At 44.8% G+C, this 18,714-nt stretch carries 15 protein-coding genes; 9 read left to right on the plus strand and 6 right to left on the minus strand.

Annotated elements, in window-relative coordinates:
- Positions 1-16 precede the first annotated feature (16 nt).
- Positions 17-1,936 (minus strand): alkaline phosphatase D family protein, encoded by a 1,920-nt coding sequence (locus OAG1_RS17025; protein ID WP_338622126.1) that lies wholly within the window; start codon positions 1,934-1,936, stop codon positions 17-19.
- A gap of 124 nt (positions 1,937-2,060) precedes the next feature.
- On the opposite strand from OAG1_RS17025, the gene OAG1_RS17030 reads away from it, so the two are divergent.
- On the plus strand, positions 2,061-2,345 hold the full coding sequence (locus OAG1_RS17030; RefSeq protein WP_338622127.1) for a DUF1330 domain-containing protein: 285 nt from the start codon (positions 2,061-2,063) through the stop codon (positions 2,343-2,345).
- 3 nt (positions 2,346-2,348) lie between these two features.
- Here the strand turns inward: OAG1_RS17030 and OAG1_RS17035 are convergent, their stop codons facing one another.
- Positions 2,349-3,881, minus strand: a complete 1,533-nt coding sequence (locus tag OAG1_RS17035) for a PAS domain-containing methyl-accepting chemotaxis protein (protein WP_338622128.1) — start codon at positions 3,879-3,881, stop codon at positions 2,349-2,351.
- A gap of 525 nt (positions 3,882-4,406) precedes the next feature.
- Here OAG1_RS17035 and OAG1_RS17040 point away from each other — a divergent pair.
- The 3 genes from OAG1_RS17040 to OAG1_RS17050 all read left to right on the plus strand — a co-directional run bounded on the left by OAG1_RS17040 (position 4,407) and on the right by OAG1_RS17050 (position 9,075).
- On the plus strand, positions 4,407-7,733 hold the full coding sequence (locus OAG1_RS17040) for an alpha-amylase family glycosyl hydrolase (RefSeq protein WP_338622129.1): 3,327 nt from the start codon (positions 4,407-4,409) through the stop codon (positions 7,731-7,733).
- A gap of 262 nt (positions 7,734-7,995) precedes the next feature.
- A complete protein-coding gene (locus OAG1_RS17045; RefSeq protein WP_338622130.1) occupies positions 7,996-8,655 on the plus strand; it encodes an NAD(P)H-dependent oxidoreductase in 660 nt (219 codons plus the stop codon).
- 141 nt (positions 8,656-8,796) lie between these two features.
- On the plus strand, positions 8,797-9,075 hold the full coding sequence (locus OAG1_RS17050; protein WP_016400450.1) for a peptidylprolyl isomerase: 279 nt from the start codon (positions 8,797-8,799) through the stop codon (positions 9,073-9,075).
- A 40-nt stretch (positions 9,076-9,115) separates the two neighbouring features.
- Here OAG1_RS17050 and OAG1_RS17055 read toward each other — a convergent pair whose 3' ends face one another.
- A complete protein-coding gene (locus OAG1_RS17055; protein ID WP_338622131.1) occupies positions 9,116-9,334 on the minus strand; it encodes a TIGR02450 family Trp-rich protein in 219 nt (72 codons plus the stop codon).
- Between the two features lie 169 nt (positions 9,335-9,503).
- On the opposite strand from OAG1_RS17055, the gene OAG1_RS17060 reads away from it, so the two are divergent.
- The gene (locus tag OAG1_RS17060) at positions 9,504-9,677 is read left to right on the plus strand and encodes an ATPase (RefSeq protein WP_338622132.1); all 174 of its coding nucleotides are present in this window, start codon (positions 9,504-9,506) and stop codon (positions 9,675-9,677) included.
- A 42-nt stretch (positions 9,678-9,719) separates the two neighbouring features.
- Here OAG1_RS17060 and OAG1_RS17065 read toward each other — a convergent pair whose 3' ends face one another.
- From OAG1_RS17065 to OAG1_RS17075, 3 genes are all read right to left on the minus strand, one after another.
- On the minus strand, positions 9,720-10,247 hold the full coding sequence (locus OAG1_RS17065) for a hypothetical protein (RefSeq protein WP_221076169.1): 528 nt from the start codon (positions 10,245-10,247) through the stop codon (positions 9,720-9,722).
- A gap of 251 nt (positions 10,248-10,498) precedes the next feature.
- Positions 10,499-11,551 (minus strand): ParB/Srx family N-terminal domain-containing protein, encoded by a 1,053-nt coding sequence (locus OAG1_RS17070; protein ID WP_338622133.1) that lies wholly within the window; start codon positions 11,549-11,551, stop codon positions 10,499-10,501.
- A 68-nt stretch (positions 11,552-11,619) separates the two neighbouring features.
- Entirely contained in the window at positions 11,620-13,623 is a 2,004-nt protein-coding gene (locus tag OAG1_RS17075; RefSeq protein ID WP_338622134.1) for a metallophosphoesterase, read from the minus strand.
- Between the two features lie 196 nt (positions 13,624-13,819).
- On the opposite strand from OAG1_RS17075, the gene OAG1_RS17080 reads away from it, so the two are divergent.
- From OAG1_RS17080 to OAG1_RS17095, 4 genes are all read left to right on the plus strand, one after another.
- Positions 13,820-14,227, plus strand: a complete 408-nt coding sequence (locus tag OAG1_RS17080) for a hypothetical protein (RefSeq protein ID WP_016400456.1) — start codon at positions 13,820-13,822, stop codon at positions 14,225-14,227.
- Between the two features lie 227 nt (positions 14,228-14,454).
- On the plus strand, positions 14,455-15,114 hold the full coding sequence (locus OAG1_RS17085; RefSeq protein ID WP_338622135.1) for a hypothetical protein: 660 nt from the start codon (positions 14,455-14,457) through the stop codon (positions 15,112-15,114).
- 15 nt (positions 15,115-15,129) lie between these two features.
- A complete protein-coding gene (locus tag OAG1_RS17090; protein ID WP_338622136.1) occupies positions 15,130-17,448 on the plus strand; it encodes an EAL domain-containing protein in 2,319 nt (772 codons plus the stop codon).
- Positions 17,449-17,473: 25 nt separating this feature from the next.
- Positions 17,474-18,685, plus strand: a complete 1,212-nt coding sequence (locus tag OAG1_RS17095) for a hypothetical protein (protein WP_338622137.1) — start codon at positions 17,474-17,476, stop codon at positions 18,683-18,685.
- The last annotated feature ends 29 nt before the right edge of the window (positions 18,686-18,714 follow it).

Here is an 18,714-nt window from a genome sequence, read left to right on the forward strand (position 1 = left end):
CAGTTACAAAAAAGATTTATTCCCAGCGAGCGTCTTGCTCAGACATTTCAAACGCTATCGCCTCTCCTTTGGCCGTTAATTGCTGCACCGCCTTGGGAGAGCCATCGCTATTTAGTTCAAGCAATCCAATGCCAGAAGCATTAAGTAAGCGCTCACCACGTGCAGCGTTTTCTGGTCGATGAGGCACAATGCGCATTCGTCTGCGGCGAGTAAACCAGTTAAGTGGTGAGCGAGGTGAATATAACCAGCGATTGATCCGATCGAGGGTATTAAGCAAGCCTTCGGGAAATTGGTTTTTTATGCCGCTGCTAGTGATTTGCCAAATATCGGGACTACCTTCTCTGCCACGCAGTTGAATTTGATAAGCAAAAGAATAATGCACATCACCAGACAAAATCACAAAATGCTGTGGCGTTTTCGGGTGTCGAAATAAGTTTAATAACGCGTTTGCCGAACCTGGATGCGCCATCCAGTTTTCTGCATCCACCAGCAGTGGTTTTCCTGCCAAGGTAAATAGGCGCTGAATCACTTCAATAAGCTTTACCCCAAACATCGGTGCAGGGGAAACTAATATAACGGCATCTAGTCCAATCAATTGCTGCTGTAAATCGGTAAGGGCTTCCCAATCCATCAAACCCGACGGTGAATTAAGGTTACGCTCCGAGCGCCAGCGGTGAGTTCTGGTATCCAACACCAATAACTTAGGTTCGGTATCCCAATGGTAATGCCACTGGGGGTAGCTAAGTAGTGTATCGATCAGCGCTATGTGTTGCTGACCACCAGGAGCCAACAAGCTCGCTTGTAGTTCGCCCATCAACTTCGCTGAAAAGTTGTCTGGTGCATTGCCCCAGCCTTGGCATAGAAAGTAGGCCACTAAAGCGTTGCCGATAATACGTTTAGAAAACGGATGACCGTAGGCACTTTGCTCCCAAGCTGCAGTTAAATTCCAATCGTCGGTGACATCATGGTCATCAAACATCATTGCGCAAGGCAAATGCGCCATTAAGCGCTGCACTTTAGCTAAACCCGCCACAAAGCCATGAAGGGTTTCGCGCTGCTTAACAAAATCGTCCAGTTGCTCCAAACTTAATGAATCTGGCGGGTTCATATCCAGTTTCAACCACGCGCTGGGTGACCACACTAACAAGTACATGGCGAGCATTTCGGCTAAAGAGATTAAATGATTGTTAGCGTGATCAGAGGTGAAAATAGGTTTCTTTACCGCACTAAATAAGGCTTTATTAGCTGCCAGCTCTACTCCCTCTTTAGGCAATAACTCTTGGCGAGACAAATAATGCCCTTGAGCATGAAGTTGTTCACTAGCGGCGAGTTTACTGTCTTGAAAAAGCTCATTTGCCAAACCTAAACGGGCAACTAACTGGTGAATAGCGACTAGCATGGGAGTAGCAACGTCGTCGGCATATACTTGATCGCCACTTAGCATCAGCAAACTTGGCCAGTTATCTAACTCTTGTTCGGCTAACCAAGCATCTGCTCTTACCAAACCATCGCCACTAGCAAAGTGCGGTTTACGGCATGAGCCATGTAGCATTTGCTTTACCTTATTAGGTACCACAAAGCCCGGTAAATTGTGCGGTGGATACACCATTTCTGGTGCCCAATCTCGCCATGTTAAAGGCTCCGATTCACCAGCTTTAATAAGACCTAAATCGTAGCTAACCCAAGTATCGACAGGCAAAGCCGACTTAAGTTCTAGATCGATTAAGTAGTAATAAAGATGCTCACCAGCACAAATGCATTGGCTAGTTTGCATGATTTTCTGATGGTCAAACAACTGCGGCGGCTTGCCCTTTGCTTGCAAGTTAAGTTGTAATTCTACGGCTTGCGAGGTGGCAATCCACATGCTCAGCTTAGCAGTGCTGATTTGTCTTAAGATTGGGCCGGCTAATACCAGTGCTAAATTTTCTTCACTCATATCAAAAGTATACAAGCGCTTAGAGAAAAGACCATTACGCTTTATTTAGATATTTTATTGGTTTCCAAGTGAGCATATTAAGGCTAGCTTTAAAAGCAATAAGGAAAACAAGTTTTGAGGCGTTATGGCAGCGTATTTGTTGGGACAAGTTAACATTAAAGATCCGACTCTTTGGCAACAATATGTTAAGGCTGTGGGCGAGTCTTTAACGCCCTATAAGGCCAAGTTATTGCTACGTGGTCAATGGCATAAGCAACTGGCGGGCTCTAGTCAATTTGAGCAAAGCGTGGTGATCGAATTTGGTAGTATTGAACAACTAGAGAGCTGGTATCATTCGCCAACTTATCAAGCGCTTATACCTCTGCGCGATAAGGCCGCAGAGGTACATATTAGTAGTTACAGTAACTAAGGTTTAGGCAAACATATCCGACAGTGAAGCTATGTCATTAGATTTTTTAGCCAGCTCACTACTACTGGTTTTTAGCTCACTCGCATGATGTTTGGTTTCTTGACTGAGTTGGCTGATTTTAGCTACATTTTCCGAAATATTGGCACTCACCACAGACTGTTGCTCGGCAGCCACTGATATGGTGGCAGAAACGTCATGTACTTCATTCATCATATTAGAAATGTCAGCTACTAATTCTGAACTACGACTTGCGGTTAGTAAGCACTGCTCAGCTTGGCCACTACTCTGCGTCATTCTGTCTTCCCAAGATGCTAAGCTATTTTGCATTTTATCCACCGATTGCTCGATTAAACTTGTGGCTTGATGGGTGCGATTAGAGAGCGCCCTTACCTCATCGGCAACCACCGAAAAACCTCTGCCCTTCTCCCCCGCTCGTGCCGCTTCAATGGCTGCATTTAAAGCTAGCAGGTTAGTTTGATAAGCAATGCCTTGGATTTCCTCCATCACCTTAGCAATACCATCAGCATCATCGGTTAGCTCTTTGGCTAAGTTTGCCGCTTGTTTTACATCCTCAGACAAGGTTTCTACCTGCTGACGGGTTTCACTCATATTGATTTGAGTTTGCTCGCAGTGTTTTTGAGTTTCACCCACTTTATCAGTAGCGGTTACCGTGGAGTTACTGATCTCTGACGCGGTCATCGACATTTGATGAATGGCCGCAGATAACTGCTCTAATTCTACAGTTTCAATATCGACAGCCTTACTGGTGGTGATGGAAATGGTGGCGAGTTCTTTGGAAAGGATCTGTAAGCGCTTGGTTGAATCTGCCGTGCGACCAAGTATGGTTTTAATTCTCGCTTCCAATAAACCAATATGGAAACGAGCCACATCGAACAGTTCGGTGCCTTCATAGATATAACGGCTAGGGCTATCAAACGACTGCTTAAGCTTATTGAGTTTCCATGGCGTTGTGACTAACTCATTAAAATTAAGAAAAAATAAACTGGCCACAAACAGCAATTCTAGCAAAGCATAACGACTGTCTATATTCATCGACACCCAAAGTAAGCCCATCAGCAAAATAATGGCAGACGCCCATACCCTTGCTACCCTGCCACTCCATAGTGGTTCGATATGTTTACCATTATTTAGCTTATGGTAAATCATCTCTGCTCGCTGTTTGTGTTCTGATTTTGGCGACACTCTCACCGATTGGTAACCAATATGCTGGCCTTCCTCATAGAGCGGCGTAACGTAAGCATCTACCCAATAATAGCGACCATCTTTGCAGCGGTTCTTTACCATGCCTCGCCACGCTTCACCCGCTTTAAGCTTCTTCCATAAATCGGCAAAAGCGGCCTTGGGCATATCTGGGTGGCGAACAATATTGTGGTGTTGCCCCAACAACTCTTCGTATGAGTAACCCGCCACTTCACAAAAGGCTTCGTTTGCGTAAGTGATATCACCTTGAAGGTCAGTTGTTGAGACCAGTTGCAGCGATTTATCAAAAGTAACTTCTTGATTAAGTGTTGCCATAGCACTATTACCAGAATTAACTATAGATAATATAAATAATAGACGTATTGCTAGATGCTAGCGCTAAAAAGCCAGCATTAACTCACCTTTAAGTAACATATAAATCAATTAGACATTTGCATTCAATAACTTAAAAACCACAAAAATCTTTAGAAAAATTGCCGAACAAGCCGCTAAAGCCAAACAAGACTGCTGTCTTCGAACAAAGCGGTCAATAATCAAACAAAGTTAAAAAATATTGTATAACTACCACTTTATGGTTGCTTATCTGGTTTAAGCAAAAACTCTGATTAATCAGCGGAATATAAGCGATCGATTGAAGAAACAGCCAAAATGAAATCCTTTTCAATCACAAAACAAAGATATTTACTTGATGAATACCTCAATTTGTTCACTTTAAAGACTATTTTTTATTCGAGCGGCGTTATGGTCGCGCAACAAATGACCAATAAGAGTCATTTAACATTGGCTAACAGCTTGATATGCCTACGGCTATCACAATATAAACTCGAATAAGGAAATGACATGAACAAGGTAGTACTCCTTGGTTTGTTAACGGCCTCCCTTTCTGCTCAAGCAGAATGGGAGTTCCGTGGCACGCCAAATGGCTGGCAAACCACCGCCATGGATCAGGTATCTAGTACAGAATTTCAAACCTGCCAAACCTTTGGCAATAACGACCCACGTTTTAAAATTGACCGTTGGGGCAATTGGCAAGAAGCCTACCCTAACCAAGACTACCGCGTATCGGCCGGTAGCCATCAGATTACTTTTTACAGCGACAGCAAAAATATCGACGTAGTATCGGTAGCAAACTGTGATAGTAACCAAGCGCCAACTGCTGTTATCTCACCAGCAAATGCGCAAACTGTAGATGCTGGCACTAGCATCACCTTCTCGGCCGGTGGCTCTAACGACAGCGATGGAAGCATTGCTAGCTACTCGTGGAGCACTGGTGAAACCACTGAAACGATTAGTGTTACCTTTACTCAAAGCGACACCGTTACCTTACAAGTAACCGACAACCAAGGTGCAGTGAGCAATACCGCCAGTGTAGACATTACCGTTGCGGGCGAAGAACCGCCGGTATGGTGTTTCCGCGGCACACCAAATGGTTGGGGCCAAACAGCAATGGTACGCGACGCGGCCAGCGGCTTATACACACTGACTCAAGCCTTTGCAGGAGAAGAAAGCCCAGCACGCTTTAAAGTTGCCGCTTGTTCAGATAACGGTAGCTGGGGTGAGAACTACCCTAACCAAGATTTCCAAGTAGAAGACAATACTAACTATAACATCAGTTTTGATGCTTCAAGCAAAGCCATTACCGCTGACATAGTGATTAAAGAAACTAAGCCGGAGTTAACGGTAAGCCCTAACAGCAGCGATTTTAGCACCGACACACTAGCGGTAACATTAAGCTACAAAGGTGAAAACGTTACTGATAGCACCTACCAACTAAGCACTACTGGTGGCACCCAAGGTGTGAGCTTTAACAATGGCGACATCATCAATATTGGTGGCGAGCTGGCTGTAGGTGAATCCCTTGAGTTACAAGTATTTGTAGCCAATGCTCAAGGTTCGGTTAGTCAAACTTATACCTACAACAAGATTGCAGCGCCTGAAACTGGCTTTACTGTTTATCTAAACGCGCCAGCAGAATGGACGCCGTCTATTCACCACTGGGATGCACTTCCAGCTGGTTCTGAGCCCGATACTGGCTGGCCTGGTGATGCAATGACTGCTCTAGGTGAAAACTGGCATGAGTTTAAGTTTGAGAACAGCGATTCAAGCAAACTAATCTTTAGCAACCAAGGCAATAGCCAAACGGAAGATCTATTCCGCGATAAAGATGGCTGTTACACCATTAGCACTCAGAGTTGGACAGATACCTGTGACTTACCAAGCAATGATGCCAACGTAAGCATAGATCCTGCAGTAAGCACTTTCTGGACTAACGAAGTAAGCATTACCTTAGGTGCTACTGGTGATGACGTTACCGGTGGTTTATACACTACCGATGGTAGCGATCCGGTAAACGGTATTGCGTATAGCAATGGCGAAACCATTTCGGTTGGCAGCAACTTAGCCATTGGTGAGTCTCTACAACTATGTTTATATGCAGAGAACGCTAACAGCAACGCTAACAAATGTTTCACCATTACCAAAGTTGAGCAGCCTACAGCATCTGATTTCACATGGGACAACGCCAACGTTTACTTCGTTATCACCGACCGTTTTAACGATGGTAACTCAAGCAATAACAACTCTTATGGTCGCCCAAGTGTTGATGCTACAGGCAAAAACATTGGTACTTTCCATGGTGGTGATATTGCTGGCTTAACCGCTAAATTGGATGAAGGCTACTTCACCGATCTTGGTATTAACGCCATTTGGTTAACTGCACCTTACGAACAAGCTCATGGCTTTGTAGGCGGCGGCAGCGACGGTGACTTTGCTCACTACGCTTACCACGGTTACTACGTGCAAGATTACACCAACCTTGATGCCAACATGGGCACACCTGCAGAGTTTAAAGCCTTTGTAGATAAAGCGCATAGCCAAGGCATTCGTGTTGTTATGGATGTGGTAATGAACCACGCAGGTTACAACACCCTAAAAGACATGGATGAGTTTAACTACGGCTCTGATACTGCCGGTCCAAATTGGACACCAAGCAATGGTCAAAACTGGTTCGGCTACCATGATTTCATCAACTACGATGGCGATGAGAACCTATGGTTGAACTGGTGGGGTAAAGATTGGATACGTGTAGGTTTACCTGGCTACGATGGTTGTGGCGGTGACGACTTAACTAAGTGTTTAGCCTTCTTGCCAGACTTTAAAACCGAGTCAACTCAACAAGTGGGTATTCCTCCGTTCTTAGCCAACAAATCTACCTTTGGTCAAGGCTACCTAAGTAACTACCAAGCCCAAGGTACTAAGCGTGTTCGCGATTGGATTACTGAGTGGTTAGTGCAATATGTACGTGACTACGGTATTGATGGTTTCCGAGTAGATACCGCTAAACACGTAACCAACGACCACTGGGCTTACTTAATCAGCGAGTCAAAAGCTGCATTAAGCGAGTGGCGTGCTAACAACCCAGATGCACCGGGTGCAGATTGGAACGATGAGTTTTGGGCAACTGCTGAAGTATTTGGCCATGGCTTTAACCAGTCTAACTACCATACCGATGGTGGCTTCGATTCTGTGATTAACTTTAGTTTCAAAAACACAGTTAATGGCATGATTTCTAGCACCGACACCATGCTAAGTGAGTTTGCAAACTACGCTAGTCAAGTTAACAGCTCTAGCGATTGGAACTCACTAAGCTACATCTCTAGCCACGATACTGGCGCGGTGTTCTACAACGGTGACGACAACCGTCAAAAACGTGCGGGAACTGCATTGTTGCTACTACCAGGTGGTGTGCAAGTGTTCTACGGTGATGAACTTGGCCGGGTAAATGGCGATGGTGGTTCAGATGCCGACCAAGGCAGCCGTTCAAGTATTGATTGGAGCAAAGCAGGTAACAGCGTTCACCAACACTGGCAAAAAGTGGGTCAATTCCGTCGTGACAACCCAGCAGTAGGCGCCGGCCAACACATTGCTGTTAGCCAGTCTAACGGCAAAGCTTTTGCACGTACTTGGACGAACCCAGTATCGGGTGAAAGCAACAATGTTGTTGTAGTGGTAGATGGCTCAGGCACAGTGTCTGTAAATGTTGCTGGCTACTTCGACAACGGCAGCAGCGTGCGCAACGCTTACACTGGCTCTATTGCCACCGTAAGCAATGGCACTGTTAGCTTTGATGCGGGCAGCGAAGGGCTGATCTTAATCGAAGCAATATAATCCAATAGCCTTTTATATCCTTTGCCGCTCAAGTAATTGAGCGGCCTTTTTGTTTCTGCGGCTAGATTTTCGATGCTCATCAATCAAAGCTAGCCTCTTAAAAGCACTCAATACGTTTCCATAAAAAAACTTAACTACTTTATCAACTCAACATTATTATGGACAAAAACAACCATAATAATTGGAGAGTTCGCCACTGTTTCTTCAAAACAGATCCTCGTAAGATGCGCCTACCTAAACAAGCTTAGCGAGGACTTACCCCATGTCTCACCCAATTATTAACGATCTAAATAGCCGCTACACCGCTAAAAAATATGATGCATCAAAGCGCATTTCAGCAGAAGACATGACGGTGATAAAAGAAGCTATTCGTTTATCGGCTTCTTCAATTAACTCGCAGCCTTGGAAGTTTATTGTTATTGAAAGCGACGTTGCTAAGCAGCGCTTCCATGATAGTTTTGCCAACATGCATCAGTTTAATCAACCACATGCAAAAGAAGCGTCTCATATCATTTTGTTTGCTCACAATCCCAACTTCACCAAAGATGATTACCGTAAAGTTGTAGACGTAGAAGTAAGCTCTGGTCACTTACCCGCCGACATGTACGACGCCATGCTTAATGGAGGATTCAGCTTTGCAGAAGCCAATACCGACGAAACTGGCTTTAACGGCAATTGGACCAAGGCGCAAACTTACATAGCATTAGGCAACACCTTGCACGTATTGGCGCGTTTAGGCATTGCTTCAACCCCAATGGAAGGCGTGGACTCGGCGCTAATTGGCGAGATATTCGAGCAAGAGCTTGATGGCCATGTTTGCCACTTTGCCTTAGCGCTGGGCTACCACCTAGACGGGGAAGACTACAACTACGGCTTACCAAAAGCACGCCTGCCGGAACAAGATGTAATTACCGTTTTATAATATTTGGCTGGGGAAGCACAAAGCGTGCTTCCCCAATTTGACAGACACTAAGCTTTACCACTACATTTGCCCTCTCAAGCTAAGCATTCAGCAAGTTAGCAAGGCTTAGCCATTAACAGCGACATATACAGAGGACATCTCATGCCAAGAGCAAGCGCACGCCACATTCTGGTAGATACCGAGCAACAATGTTTAGATCTAAAAGCACAAATTGAAGGCGGAGCCGCATTTACCGATATCGCCAAGCAGCATTCTAACTGCCCATCTGGCGCAAATGGCGGCGAGTTAGGTGAGTTTAATAAAGGCGATATGGTGCCAGAGTTTGATACAGTGGTATTTAATGAAGCGCTAAATACGGTGCATGGCCCAGTGAAAACTCAGTTTGGCTATCACTTGCTAGAAGTCACTAGCCGTAGCTAATAAACGTTAGTTAGGCACTGTAAGTTAGTGCCTAACTTTATTACTTCCAACCTTGCTGCCAATGGCTACGATCTTTTAACTCTCGCCAATCAATCTCGAAATCTTGCTGATTGTAAACCGCTTGAATCACACAGCGCTGCACCGTTTGTAAGTCATCAATCTCTAGCTCAGTCACAATAAAGTGTTTTTGCTTATTCACTACCGCTTGTTTAGTCCATTTACTATTCAGTAAGCATTTGGGATTTACTTGATTTTTCATACTCGGGCCCACCATTCCTTACATCTCAGGCACTCATCTAATGTTAGTGCTTACTAGGCAGGTGATGATTTAGATCATCAAGGGGTGACTTTTCAATATTCAAGCACTGCAACTAAAAGCCCATTTGCTGATATACTTAGTCCAACTAAGTTTTATCGTGAGAGCCACCATGTTAGATAATTTAAACATTCCAGAAGGCATCGAAAAAGAGCCCGAGCTTCCAGTACCGTCAATGGAAGAGCAAAAGAAGATTGTAGCGGAGCTAAAGCGCCTAGAAGAAGCCGGTGAATTAACTCCAGAAGTTCTCGAAGAATTTATGACAGGTAAGCGCAAGCCTGAATAAAACACATCTAAGGTAGAGCATTGCTCTACCTTTTTTGTTTACTTACCAATGGCGTAATTTGCCAAAAGGCACGCTGTAACCAACCGTAGTTATCCACTCGTCTTTGGTGTACATCACATCTGCTGTTAAAGCAAACCCCACATACTTGCTATTAAAATACTTTGCAAAACGAACAGGGATCCCCAAGGTATCACTATCAATTGTTTCCCACTGACCGTCATTTTGGTAATCTGTGGATACAAGGGTCTTTGCTAATCCTATTTCTATCAGAAACTCGTTTTTACCCGGATAAAAGTATTTCCCAGCCATAAGTCTAAGCGAGTGAGTTTCAATATCACCTTCAGACCTATCACATAAAAAACAATCGAAGCCGCCGGTACCACCAAAAGATACCGTATAGTCAGAGAAACTATATCGCATATCAATGCTAGCATTAACACTAGGGTTTCCATAAGACATTCCCGGCTCTAGCCAGAAATAGTTTTGTTGCTCTACTGCGCTTTGTTCTTCTGCTTGTAGAGGATTTATTGCTGCGCAAAACAATAAAGCCAATAGACTTACTTTTTTCATCTCTTCCCTTAGCTGTACAACTAATCCTTTATTGGATTTTTAATAGCAAACTTGCAGGCGCATTAAATCATATAAAAAACATATATATATAAAATAATATTGAGTTTGTGAACCAGCTATTGATAAATTAAACATATGATAAAACTAAAAAATCCAGCAACATGGGCGTTGCTGGATTTTTGTTAATAACATTAATTATGCCTTTGCTTGGACCTATGAGGAACTAAGGACTTAGCTCACCTTGTTAAAGCTTAATTGCACTCCAAGCTTACATCCGGTTGCTTATAACTTAAGGCAAAACCTAACTTACCTAAGCGGCCTTTTTTCGAGCCGCAAACCAGCTGCTGTAGAGTTTTATCACTGTTATTGTCCCAGGCCGCCTTTTGCCCTAGCTGTTTAGCGGTTCTGCCGCTGCTGGCAATAGCTTGCTCGGGAGCATACGCTAGCATTTGCTTAGCAACTTCTTCTATTTTGCTTAAATAGTAAGCCTGCTCAACTAAGCGTTGTTCATCTACAGAGATACTTTTAGCTAGCTCATAACCCCAATGAAACTCTAAAAAGTTAATCGCTTCGGCCTGCTTTTTCACCCAGCTAATATCACGCGCGAAATAAACTAAGGCTCTAAAAGCTTGGTTGGCTAAAGAATCCTGCCCGAGTGTAGTCGGCATGTTTAAATAAGAAATGGCTTCGCCACTAGCAGTAAATTGCCAGCTATTGTTAGTTTGTGCCAAGCGCTGCCAAAACAGCGACATAGCTTGCTCGATGGAATCACTCTCGCTCGCTGACCAATTATTTTGTATTTTAATCAGCACCGGCATTTTCGCCCCACCATTCTCCATATCGATAAAAGTCGAGAAGGTATGGTGGCCGTCGGTTAAATATAAGTGACCATCGGGTCCTACAATGGCGGTTTTCATCTCACTGCTATCGCTGCCAATCGCTTGCGGGCATTCAAAGCTAGTTGGCACAAGTGGGGACGACTGCTCACTCCACTTAACCTTTTTTTCACCAGCACCGTAAGACTCACAAATTTCTTCATACATCTTTTGGGGCTCGGCTTGATAGCGGCCAAGTTTATAATTTACTTGGTCATAGCCAATCAAAGCTTGGGTTGGGCGTAAATCTCCAACCTTTGCCCAACGAAGCTCACCTTTAGCAAAGGTTAAAGGGCTAGCATTAAGGTCACTGTTTATTGCACTTAAGTAATCAATGTTTTCTGCTTGAGCATTAAACCCTATTAGGCCAGCGGAAACACACAGCGCCAGAGCCGAGGTTTTGACCGTTTTTAAAGCTTTAAAAATCACTACACTTCCTCATTAAAACTGTTGAATTAAGCCACGGGGCCACGCCATTGGCGCCCAGTGGCTAATGCCTATTTATTAATTAAGGCTAACTCTACATCTTGCTGCGCTATCATCCACCAGCGTCCACCATATTGGCTGTCGTAGCCAACTAGGGGTTGGTCACTACAGCTGGTAATACGTGCAGGCGGGTTAGTTAAGTAGTCTTCATCCCATGGCAAATCGAGCACACATTCAGATGCCGCTACCGCTTGCCATTCACCGTCGGCTTTCCAAGCAAGGTTTAAGTTCTCTGCCTGTGCCAAGTTCTCGGTGGTGAACTCAATGCCATATGGATCAGCAATGATCTGTTCTACATCCCAAGCTTGAGTTGCATAACTTGGTAAATCGACCACCGGTTGTTTGGCCGTTCCATCGGGTTGAGAGCCAGGCTGGCCGGCTATGGTGCGAATATCTACTTCACCGCCGTAGGCATTTTGATAAACCCCACCATGCACTTGGGTACCACTCACTAGCAACACGTCAGAAACCGTAGCAGACTCTTTAGGCATCCAACTCAAGGTGAGGTGCTTTTTCATGTCGATGGTGGTGGCAGGTAGCACTACATGGCCAGTTTCTGCGCCAGACTCATCAGGTTGAATTGAATCGTAATTAGGCACTACTCGGTTATTACCATTTAAATTTACATCCCAAGAAGAATGCTTGGTAAATAAGAACTGGTAGCTTAAACGCATCATGTCGTTCATGCTTTCGGCACGGTTAAAGCCTGCCGTATACCCCATGGTTCGTTCGGTGGTGTCTACCCGGTTAAAGGTATTATTTGTGCCGCCTAACAGCTTGGCCGTACTTTGGTCATCGGCCATACACGATGCGGTTTTGTATTCAACAATATGGTTAAGAATTGGGCGCTGATCATCGGGTATCGAGTTTGGATAGATCAATGACTCACAACGGTTAGAGCTGCGGCTAAAGCTGTCCATTAAGGTCCAGTTTGGCTCTAGCAATTCTTTAGGACCATCACTGTTAGCCTTAATGGTATGAGGCGCCGAGTAAGCACGGTAATCTACTCTTGAACCGTCAAAGTGTAACATTGCGGCGTTGGCATCGTAATGCTCCGAGCCATTGCTCATGCTATCCATTTTGTGTTGAATCACATCTTGAATCAGCTCGCGTTCGCCATAACGGTATTCATAACCCTTGTAAGAAGCATTTCCACTAACAATTTGGGTATAAGATGGCATACGGTAATTACCACCACTAGGGGTAGATGCCAACGGTTCGGCATTGCGCCCACCAGGATCATTAGAACCTAATACCCGTGCATGCACTTGCGAGCGCTGATACATGTGCTCGTGTCCTTGCACCCAAATGACATCTTTTTCGGCAAATAACTCTCGGATCTCTTTATGAATATCAAACAGGCGATTGTCATCTTTAGTGCCCTGTACAATTTGCTCACGGGTTTGCCCATACTTAGCGCCAATCAAACCATCGTGGCTGGCAATTACCACATGTTCAAACTTACCTTCATGTTCTGCAACTACATCTTTAATCCAACCAAAGGCAATCGGTAGGTTGTAATAAGCAAGGCCAATCACCAATACGTTTTCACGAATAATGTAATAGTTAAGCCACTCGGCACTAGGCATGTGAACTGCGTCTTCAGGAATGTAGTGACGCATGTTTTCAATCCATTCTACCGTGTAAGCCCAGCTGGTTTCGTGGTTGCCCATTACTGGCAAAAACTCCATGCCCGCTTCACGGTACTTCTCAGCAACCTCTCGCCACTCTGCCCATTCTTTGGTTGAACCGTGATTGGTTAAATCACCTACCGGAATAACCAAATCAACGCCATGTGCTTGGTGCTTAGCCAACACAGCTTCCATGGGGTGTTGCGCTACTTCCCAACCATTTCCTTGGGTATCTGGTAACAAACCAATAGACAGCGATGCCGGTACAATTGGGCTTGAAGTATCTTGGTCATTATTGCTATCACTATTACAAGCACTAAGTAGTGCGCTCACTGTCGCAGCGCATAAAGCAGCACGAAACACTGATTTAGTTGAATTCGGCATTGGGTAACGTCTCCATATCGCCAGTTATCTAGTTGATTTGGCGGAGGATACTGAATTCAAAATATGACACTAAGATTTCATTTTTATTAATTAAAGCAATTACTAAAATTAAGTGCTAGCCGTAATATTTATTTAATAATTGACCTCTATAACGCTGCCTTATTCTTATTAAAACCTCTTGTTCAAGGCTAATTACATGACCTTTCGCCAATTACTTTTAGTCGCTTTTAGCGCGGGCCTAGCACTTACCGTCCAAGCCAAAGAGCTACCACCTCAAGCTGCAGAAATGATGTTTGAACTTAACGAAGCGGCAGCATGCATGGCAGCCGCAAAACACTTAAAAAACCATGCGCGGGTAGCGGTACACCAACAAGATTACCAAGCACTCATCGCTGAATATCAGGTACCTAGCGAGCTAGCTAACTCTGTAAGGCAGTTAAACCATCGCCAATACTTAAACTTTAGTGAGCGTTACGACCAACGTTATCCAGACCTAGATAAGCATAAAGCCCTAACCTCTGCTTATACCCACCGCTGCTACTTTATGAATGAACATGAAACTCGCCGGGCCGCAGCCTTACATGCATTAAGCAACAACGATTAAGATAACAGCCTGCCTAAGGTACTCATTTGCTTTAGGCTTTTTCTATCTATGCCGCATTTAGCGCAATTTCTGCTCCTCAATTAACAGCCAAGTGCTTACACTTAAATAACTCAGTTATGCCCAAGCCAAATAGGCTGTAATATTTGACTAAGTGCTAAGGTCTAAATACTAGAACCAAACCACCAACAGATTTCATCAGCCACCAGTAATGTGGCGAAAGGATGCCGATGAGAAACATAGTCACCAGCCTAACTCTAATAGTTCTCAGCTTTTCGAGCCTTGCCAATTCAAGTTTTAGCTATCAGCTAAGTCTCAGCCAACCCGATGGCAGCCCCGCCGCCAATGTGGTGGTTTATCTCGAGCCACAAGGCCATCAACTCAAGCAGATAAACCAGCAAACTGTGGTTATTGGCCAACGAGATAAAGCCTTTGTTCCCTATATCAGCGTTGCGCAACGTGGCAACCAAGTCGATTTTAATAATGACGACAACATTACTCACCACATATATTCGGCTGCCGGTGATAATAAGTTTTCATTTCAAATCAAGTCGGGAGAGACCCACAGCAAACATGACTTCGACCACAGCGGCGTGGTACCTATGGGCTGCAATATTCATGATTGGATGGGCGCATATTTATTATTGGTTGATACACCTTTGTTTAACAAAACCGATGCCCAAGGAATGGTTGAGTTTACTGCGGTGCCAGCGGGAGACTACCAACTGGTGGTTTGGCATCCAGAGCTTAAAACAGCTAACCAGCAACTTAGCCAAAAGCTAAACATTAATAACGATGGTAAACTAGCACTTAGCTTGCCCAACGCTTTAGAAGATGAAGAACTAGAACAGCAAAATCCGGATGATTTTGATTTTCTCTCAGAGTACTAATTGGCAGGAGCGCCGATGAAAAGCATAAAGACCAAAATACTACTGCTGATAGTATCGCTATTGTTACTGCTTCAAGCGATCTCATTTTGGTCTACCTACGACTCCTTAAGGCTAAAAGAAAAATTAGCCATCGACTCACAGCTAAGCAAAGCTAACGCTCTATTTCAAAGTGAGTTTAATCGCCGAGGCTTTTACCTAAGCAGCTTTGCCGAAACCGTCACCAACGATTACGGATTAAAAAGTGTATTTGGTGAGGACAAACGCAGTGTTGCGATTGCCCTGCACAATCATGGTAAGCGCATAAATGCCGACCTCTCCATGGTAGTTACGCCTTCAGGCATGATTGAGCTACAACTAGTAAATAGCCAACAAGGAAATCAAAACCCCAAAGTAGTAAGAGGTGAACAACAAGGCCAAACTTTTGCCTTTATGCCAGCCTTACAACAAAACCAACTACCTCCCTACTACGCCATTGGCAGCCAACTTTACCAACTACACCTTTCAGCGATAAAGAGTGGTCCAGCGATTATTGGTTGGGTCGGTTTTGGTTACGAAATTGGCCCCTCCTTGGCAGAAAGCTTTTTAAGCCAAACCGGCTTGCAAACCGACTTTATCCTAGAGCAACAGCAAACATGGTCTTTGTTGGGCTCAAGTAATCCCGATGCCAATGTTGCTAGCGCTAAAGCCTTACTAAGCCAAACCGACAGTGATGTAATTGCTCTGCACCAACAGTTTAGCGTTGCGGGTGAAAGCGCATTTTATGTAGTGCTGCATAGCTCTAGAGACAACCTAGTGGCAGTGATTCAACAAAGTTGGGTGCAAATTTTACTGCTCACTGCACTCACACTGTTCTGTTCGATGATAGCGGCTTACCTGATTGCTGATGACATTACCCGGCCAATTAAGCTGCTGGTGAAACAAGCTAAGCGGCTAGCCGCCGGTGATTATCAAACGCCGGTATCGATTAACGACAGAACCGAGCTTGGCCAACTAGCCAGCGAATTTAACAACATGCAAGAACAGGTGCTCAGTCGTGAACAAGCCATTAACCACCGTTTAAACCACGATCCTCTTACCGAGTTACCCAATCGCAACTGGCTGGCCAATAAACTTACTCAACTTACAGCTGACAGCAAACAGCCCTTTGCGATGTTCCACTTAAACATTTGTCGTCTAAAACAAGTAAACGATACCTTAGGCCACCAAGCTGGCGACCAGCTAATTAAAGAAGCCGGCAAACGCCTAAGCACACTAAAAAGCGAACACTACCTGTGTCACATTGGTGCCGATGAATTTATTGTATTGCTGCCAAATGTAACCCGAGACAACGTACAACAACATTTGCAGCTTATTAGTATGCAAATGCACGAAGGCTGTAATTTTCAAGATATGCATCTACAGCTGCAAACACATGTGGGTGTAGCCTTATTTCCAGAGCATGGCCAAAACCCGCAAGAGTTACTACAAAAGGCAGATGCGGCCTTAAATCACTGTCGAGAAGCGCGCAGCCATTGTTACATCTACGACCCAAGTGCCGATACCAATACCGTTGAACGCTTAAGCCTAATTAACGATCTTAAAAAGGCCATTCAAAATAACCAGCTCACCCTGCACTACCAGCCAAAGTTTAGCTTTGCCGCTAACAGAATCACTCATGTAGAAGCTTTAGTACGTTGGCAACACCCAGAGTTAGGCATGGTTCCACCCGATGCATTTATCGAAATTGCCGAACATACGGGGCAAATTAACCCGCTCACTCGCTGGGTATTTTTAGAAGCCTTATCACAAAGCCTAGCTTGGAAAGTTAAAGGTGTCGACGTCAACATCGCGATCAATATCTCTGGCGAAAACCTAAAAGACGATAACTTCTATAGCTTCATTTGCCAGAATATCGAAAACAAACAACTAGCTGCGGAATCCTTCACCTTAGAAGTCACAGAGAGCGCGTTAGTTGACGACCCAGAAACAGCGATCGCCTTGCTGGCTCGCTTTAAAAAACGTGGCTTTAAATTGTCTATTGATGACTACGGCACCGGTTACTCGTCCCTTGCTCAGTTAAAACGCCTACCGGTGCATGAGCTCAAAATTGACAAATCTTTTGTACAAAAGCTCGCCATTGATGCCGACGATGCCATTATTGTGAAGTCGACCATTGAGCTGGCGCACAACATGGGCTTAAGTGTAGTAGCAGAGGGTATTGAAGATATCGAGAGCTTGCGTTGGCTGGAAAAAGCCAAGTGCAATTTAGCACAAGGCTACTTTATTAGTCGCCCAAAACCCGCTAAAGAATTGTATGAATTACTCGCTCAGGAGAGCATCGAGTTTGCCGAATAAGGGAATTATTTTCAGCATCTGTTTGATGCTAACAGCTACGCTAAACACCACCAAGGCTGCGGAATATAGCGCCAGAGGGATCCTCGATTTACGCGCTAGCCATGTAGATAGCAGTGACAGCTATGTAAAAGGTGGCTACGGCAAATTTGGCTACTCTGATGGAAGCCAACTTTCTGTTACTCAAGCAGGCTTAGATTTAAGCGCTCACTGGGATAACGGCTTCTCTGGCAAACTGGTTTTAAATGGCTGGCTCGATCAAGAAGATAGTGCGCTAGGTTTTACTGAGGCTTTTTTTAGTTATAAAGGTCTCCCCTCAGAGAGTGGCCTTCGATGGTCGGGCCGAGCGGGCATTATGTATCCGAGTATTTCCTTAGAAAACACCGCCACCGCATGGGCCACGCCTTACACTTTAAACGCCTCTACACTTAACACTTGGGTTGGAGAAGAAATTCGCACCACCGGCATCGAAGCCAAACTAGAGCGCTTAGGTAAATTCTCTAACTCCCAACACAACTTGTCACTAAGCGGCATGCTGTTTGTGGCCAACGACCCAGCAGGGGCCTTATTAGCTTGGCACGGCTGGACCAGTAGCTCGAGACAAACCTTATGGGGGGAAACTCGCCCGTTCCCCGAACCATTACAACCCGCATTAGCCGATCAAACCCGCCGTTCAAATCCATTTAAAGAAATCGACCATCGTCCCGGCTTTCATACTAACTTGGACTGGAGCATCAGACGCCATGCCCTGTTTAGAGTGGGATACTACGATAACCTGGCTAAACCTTACTTAATTGATGGTGGCGACTACGCGTGGCGAACCCGCTTTGCTCACTTAGGTGGAAAATGGCGAATTAACAAGCAGTGGCAACTATTGTGGCAATACATGAACGGCTCCACCTTGATGCAATCGCTCGATCGCCAAGATGCTGTAAAGATGGACTTTGCCAATGGTTTTGCCATGCTCACCAACAACTTTAAAAAGAAGCACCGAGTGAGCCTGCGGGTAGAAGCCTTTGAAAACATCGACCGCGATAACACTCCCTTGGATGACAATAACGAGCGCGGTAAAGGCCTTACCTTCGCCTACCAATATAGGTTAAACAAAAACTGGTTTATAGGTGGCGAATACCAATGGCTAAACAGCCAACGGCCACAGCGCGCCTTGCACGGGCTAGAAGCAGACACCAACGAACAACTGTTCCAGCTAGCTGCCCGTTATTTCTTTAGTGCTATTTAGCCAGAGCAATTACGCACTTCTCACTGATT

It is taken from the genome of Agarivorans sp. OAG1, from assembly GCF_037076485.1.
GTDB lineage: Bacteria > Pseudomonadota > Gammaproteobacteria > Enterobacterales > Celerinatantimonadaceae > Agarivorans > Agarivorans albus.

Bases quoted from the DNA above. Each gene is read 5' to 3' on its own strand.
- OAG1_RS17065 (WP_221076169.1), bottom strand. From the start codon at position 10,247: ATGAAAAAAGTAAGTCTATTGGCTTTATTGTTTTGCGCAGCAATAAAT.
- OAG1_RS17080 (WP_016400456.1), top strand. From the start codon at position 13,820: ATGACCTTTCGCCAATTACTTTTAGTCGCTTTTAGCGCGGGCCTAGCA.
- OAG1_RS17075 (WP_338622134.1), bottom strand. From the start codon at position 13,623: ATGCCGAATTCAACTAAATCAGTGTTTCGTGCTGCTTTATGCGCTGCG.
- OAG1_RS17035 (WP_338622128.1), bottom strand. From the start codon at position 3,881: ATGGCAACACTTAATCAAGAAGTTACTTTTGATAAATCGCTGCAACTG.
- OAG1_RS17090 (WP_338622136.1), top strand. From the start codon at position 15,130: ATGAAAAGCATAAAGACCAAAATACTACTGCTGATAGTATCGCTATTG.
- OAG1_RS17095 (WP_338622137.1), top strand. From the start codon at position 17,474: ATGCTAACAGCTACGCTAAACACCACCAAGGCTGCGGAATATAGCGCC.
- OAG1_RS17050 (WP_016400450.1), top strand. From the start codon at position 8,797: ATGCCAAGAGCAAGCGCACGCCACATTCTGGTAGATACCGAGCAACAA.
- OAG1_RS17030 (WP_338622127.1), top strand. From the start codon at position 2,061: ATGGCAGCGTATTTGTTGGGACAAGTTAACATTAAAGATCCGACTCTT.
- OAG1_RS17045 (WP_338622130.1), top strand. From the start codon at position 7,996: ATGTCTCACCCAATTATTAACGATCTAAATAGCCGCTACACCGCTAAA.
- OAG1_RS17085 (WP_338622135.1), top strand. From the start codon at position 14,455: ATGAGAAACATAGTCACCAGCCTAACTCTAATAGTTCTCAGCTTTTCG.
- OAG1_RS17040 (WP_338622129.1), top strand. From the start codon at position 4,407: ATGAACAAGGTAGTACTCCTTGGTTTGTTAACGGCCTCCCTTTCTGCT.
- OAG1_RS17060 (WP_338622132.1), top strand. From the start codon at position 9,504: ATGTTAGATAATTTAAACATTCCAGAAGGCATCGAAAAAGAGCCCGAG.
- OAG1_RS17055 (WP_338622131.1), bottom strand. From the start codon at position 9,334: ATGAAAAATCAAGTAAATCCCAAATGCTTACTGAATAGTAAATGGACT.
- OAG1_RS17025 (WP_338622126.1), bottom strand. From the start codon at position 1,936: ATGAGTGAAGAAAATTTAGCACTGGTATTAGCCGGCCCAATCTTAAGA.